The organism is Falsiroseomonas oryziterrae (assembly GCF_021864505.1).
GTDB classification, from domain to species: Bacteria; Pseudomonadota; Alphaproteobacteria; order Acetobacterales; family Acetobacteraceae; genus Falsiroseomonas; species Falsiroseomonas oryziterrae.
The window spans coordinates 1-3,643 of sequence record NZ_JAKJIB010000380.1 but is presented as its reverse complement, the minus strand read 5'-3'; the positions used below and the strand labels follow the sequence as shown (position 1 = coordinate 3,643).

General features: G+C 74.5%; 4 protein-coding genes. 2 read left to right on the top strand and 2 right to left on the bottom strand.

All coding sequences use genetic code 11. The features are described 5' to 3' along the window. The first annotated feature begins 302 nt into the window (after positions 1 to 302). The gene (locus L2I40_RS20540) at positions 303 to 1,658 is read left to right on the top strand and encodes a L,D-transpeptidase scaffold domain-containing protein (protein WP_237217038.1); all 1,356 of its coding nucleotides are present in this window, start codon (positions 303 to 305) and stop codon (positions 1,656 to 1,658) included. A 16-nt stretch (positions 1,659 to 1,674) separates the two neighbouring features. On the opposite strand, the gene L2I40_RS20535 is transcribed toward L2I40_RS20540, so the two are convergent. Together L2I40_RS20535 and L2I40_RS20530 are read right to left on the bottom strand one after the other, a co-directional pair. Then, complete coding sequence (locus tag L2I40_RS20535; protein WP_237217037.1) at positions 1,675 to 2,610, bottom strand: serine/threonine dehydratase; 936 nt, start codon at positions 2,608 to 2,610, stop codon at positions 1,675 to 1,677. Between the two features lie 28 nt (positions 2,611 to 2,638). Then, positions 2,639 to 3,139 (bottom strand): DUF1203 domain-containing protein, encoded by a 501-nt coding sequence (locus tag L2I40_RS20530; RefSeq protein ID WP_237217036.1) that lies wholly within the window; start codon positions 3,137 to 3,139, stop codon positions 2,639 to 2,641. Between the two features lie 161 nt (positions 3,140 to 3,300). Between L2I40_RS20530 and L2I40_RS20525 the strand changes: the two genes are divergently transcribed. Next, a partial coding sequence (locus tag L2I40_RS20525) for an HPr kinase/phosphorylase (protein ID WP_237217035.1) occupies positions 3,301 to 3,643 on the top strand: 343 nt, incomplete at its 3' end.

The following is a 3,643-nucleotide window of genomic DNA, read 5'->3' as shown; positions in this document are numbered from 1 at the left end:
GCCGGGGCGGGCGCCGGGGCGACCTGGGTCGGCGCCGGCGGCGGCGCATCCTGGGCGCAGGCGGCGAGCATCAGCACGGGGGCGAGCACCGCGAACATGGTCATGAACTTGGAAACGGCGCGCATCGGGTTCTCCACTTCGGTGTCAGGGATCGACACGTAACAATTCAACGTTAAGTTTCGGCGGAAAGTCAAACGGCTGGTTGCGAAACCGGCATGGACAAAGGAGCGAAGCAGGTGCGGGCGCCGGGGTTCGGTCTCGACTCGGAGCGCGAAGGGCTGCCGGCCGCCGCGGAGGCGCCGGTGTCACGGCGGTCCGCAATGGCGAGCGGCGCCTTCGCATTGGCCTCGGCATGGACGCTGGCGGGCTGCGCGACGCCCGCCCCCGAGCCCGTCCACCTCCCCAAGCCGCGGCCCGAGGATGAGCTCACCAGGCTGCGCGACGGCACCGGCGATCCGATGGTCGCTGGAGAGCGGCTGGATGGCGCCCTGCTCCGCCGCTTCTACGCGCGCCGCGGCTTCGAGCCCGTCTGGACGACCCGCCCGGCCCAGGCCGAGGAACTGGTCGACGCCGTGCTGCACGCCGGCGATCACGGTCTCGACCCGGAACTGTTCCAGGCCAGCCTGTTGCGCCGGCGGGAGACCTTCCCGCCGCTGCGCCGCGACCTGCTGCTGTCGCACGCCATCCTCGCCTATGCCGACGCCCTGGCCCACGGCGCCGTGCCGCCCGACCGGCGCCGCGACAGCGAGGCGCTGTCGGCCGACCGGGTGGATGTCGCGGCCGTGCTCGACGCGATCCTCGACCGTCCCGCACCGGCGGGCGCGCTGGAGTCGCTGGCGCCGCCGACGCGGGACTACCTCGCGCTGCGCCTCGCCCTGGCGCGGGCGCGCGCAGGCGACGGCGGCGGTGTCGGGGGCGGTGTCGGGGGCGGCCGGGGCAGGGCCGCGATGGCAGACCGCCTGCGCACCATCGAGGTGAATCTCGAGCGCCAGCGCTGGCTGCCGCGGCGCCTGCCCGCCGACCGCGTCTGGGTCAACGTCCCCGACCAGCGGCTGGCCTTCTTCCGCGACGACGCGCCGGTCTTCACGACGCGGGTCGTCGTGGGCGACGTCGTCGAGCGCAAGCAGAGCCCGGAATTCCGCACCAAGATCGAATCCAGCCTGCTCAACCCGCCCTGGGTCATCCCGCGCGACATCGTGGAGGCGGACATCCTGCCGCGGGCGGCACGCGAGCCGGGGTTCCTGGCGCGCCACAACATCACGCTGCTGCCCAACGGCGAGGCGGAGCAGGCGCCCGGCCCCGAATCCGGGCTTGGCCTCGTCATGTTCGAGATGCCGAACCGCTTCGACGTCTATCTCCACGACACGCCGGACAAGGCCGCCTTCGGCCGCGAGAACCGCCGCCTCAGCAATGGCTGCATCCGGGTGGAGAAGCCGCTCGAACTCGCATCCCTGCTGATGGAGAAGCCGCTCGGCGCGATCCACGAGGCGCTGGCGCCGGGCGCCACGACGCGCAAGCCGCTGCCCGAGCCGGTGCCGGTCTTCGTGGTCTACCAGACGGCCTTCGCAGGGCCGGACGGCGCGGTGCAGTTCCGCCCCGACTTCTACGACCGCGACGCCGGGATCGCGCGCGAACTGCAGCGGCACCAGCGCGCCTGACGGCGCAAGGCGGGCGCTACGCGACGCTCGCCGGATCCGTGTTCGCGCCGCACACCACGACGGCGACGCGCGCGCCCGGCGGCGGCGTCCAGGCGCCAGACGTCAGCGCCGCCAGCGCCGCCGCGCCGCCCGGTTCCGCGACTAGCCGCAGCCCCTGCCAGATCCGTCGCTGCGCGTCGCGGATCGCCTCGTCGCTCACCAGCACGGCCTCGGCGACGTGGTGCTTCGCGACCTCGAACATCACGCCGCCGACCTGCCGCGGGCCGAGGCTGTCGGCCGCGATGCCGCCGACCGGCGAGGGCACTGGGCGGCCGGCGCGCAGCGCGTCGTGCAGCGTGGGGCAGGCAGCCGGCTCCACGCTGATCACCTGCGTCGGCGTGCCCGCAAACCAGGCGGCGATGCCGCCGATCAGCCCGCCGCCGCCGGTCGCCACCAGCACATGCGTCGCCTCCGGCGCGTCCTGCTCCATCTCGCGCGCCACCGTGCCCTGGCCGGCCAGCACCTCCGCCTGGTCATAGGCGTGGACGAGCAGCGCGCCGGTCTCCGCGGCGCGCGCCTCGCTCGCCTCGCGCGCCTCGTCATAGACGGCGCCGACGCGGTGCAGCGTCGCGCCATAGCCTTCGATCCGCGACGTCTTCGCCGGCGGCGTGATGGTCGGGCAGAACACCTCCGCGCGCACGCCGAGCGCGCGCGCCGCATAGGCCACCGCCGCGCCATGGTTGCCGCCCGAGGCGGTGACGACGCCGGCCGCCGGCAGTGTCGTCGACAGCATCCGGTTGAAGGCGCCGCGCGGCTTGAAGCTCCCCGTCGCCTGCAGCAGTTCGAGCTTCAGGATCAGCGGCAGGTCGAGGCCGAGGTCGCGCCCGTGGACGCGCATCACCGGCGTCCGGCGGAGATGCGGCGCGATGCGCGCGGCGGCGGCTTCGATGTCGGCGCGGCTGGGTGTCGTCATGGGGGCGGACGCTGCCAGCCGGGGCGGATCAGGGCAACTCCGCCCTGGGCGCGTCCAACCGCTCCGCGGTGGCCAGCCAGCAGCCCGGCCGGGCCGTGTGGATGTTCACGAATGCGGTGCGCGCATCGGCCAGCGCCCGCAGCAGGGGCGCCTCCACCTCCGGCCCGCGGCAGACCTGGCCGAGGTCGTAGAGGCACATCCCCGCCGCATCGTAGCTCCGCACCGAGACGATGGTGTCCGGGCCCGTCGCGGTCGGGGCGACGACGCCTTCGGCCTCGAAGCGCGGGCAGTCGTGCGCATGCAGGAAGACGGGGCTCGGGGTCCAGTAGATGCCGTGCGGCCGCGGCAGGTCGAAGCTGCCCAGCAGCATCGCCTCGCCCGGCTCGGCGTAGCGCAGGCAGTGACGGCACGGCGCGCTGCCGGGACCGTCGGCGACGCGAGCGATCAGGGCATTGCCGCGGTCGTCGCGGCCGGTCGCGCGCCAGCGTGCGGCGGTGTCGCTCGGCAGTCCGAGGCAGCGGAAGCGCATCGCGGGACCCTCCTTCGAGACCTCCCCTCTGCACCGGCGCGATGCCCGCCGCCCTCCGCCCGTTGCGCCGGCACGCGAAATCGCACCCGGAATGGCAACACTTCACCCCTTGCCCCGTTTCTGCCATGGTCCGCCGCCTCTGGCTTGGGGTCCGAACCGGGATGCCGCTCCACGCCTCCTGCGCCGCCGAGAGCGGCGACGGGGTGCTGTTCCTGGGCCCCTCCGGGGCCGGGAAATCCGAACTGGTCCTGCGCCTCATCGGTCGCGGCTGGTCGCTCGTTGCCGATGACCAGGTGGAGCTGTCGCCGCAGGACGGGCAGGTGTTCGCCGCCCCGCCGCACGCGCTGCGCGGCCTGCTGGAGGTGCGCGGCGTCGGCCTGTTCCGCGACCTGCCCGTGGCCGCGCCGGCCACGCTCCGCCTCGTCGTGGAGCTGCTGCCGCCGGGCGAGGCGCCGCCCCGCCTGCCCGAGCCGCGCGCGTTCGACACCTGCGGCCAGGCCCTGC

Coding starts and splice junctions, on each gene's coding strand:
- L2I40_RS20535 (WP_237217037.1), bottom strand. CDS start 2,610: ATGACGACACCCAGCCGCGCCGACATCGAAGCCGCCGCCGCGCGCATC.
- L2I40_RS20530 (WP_237217036.1), bottom strand. CDS start 3,139: ATGCGCTTCCGCTGCCTCGGACTGCCGAGCGACACCGCCGCACGCTGG.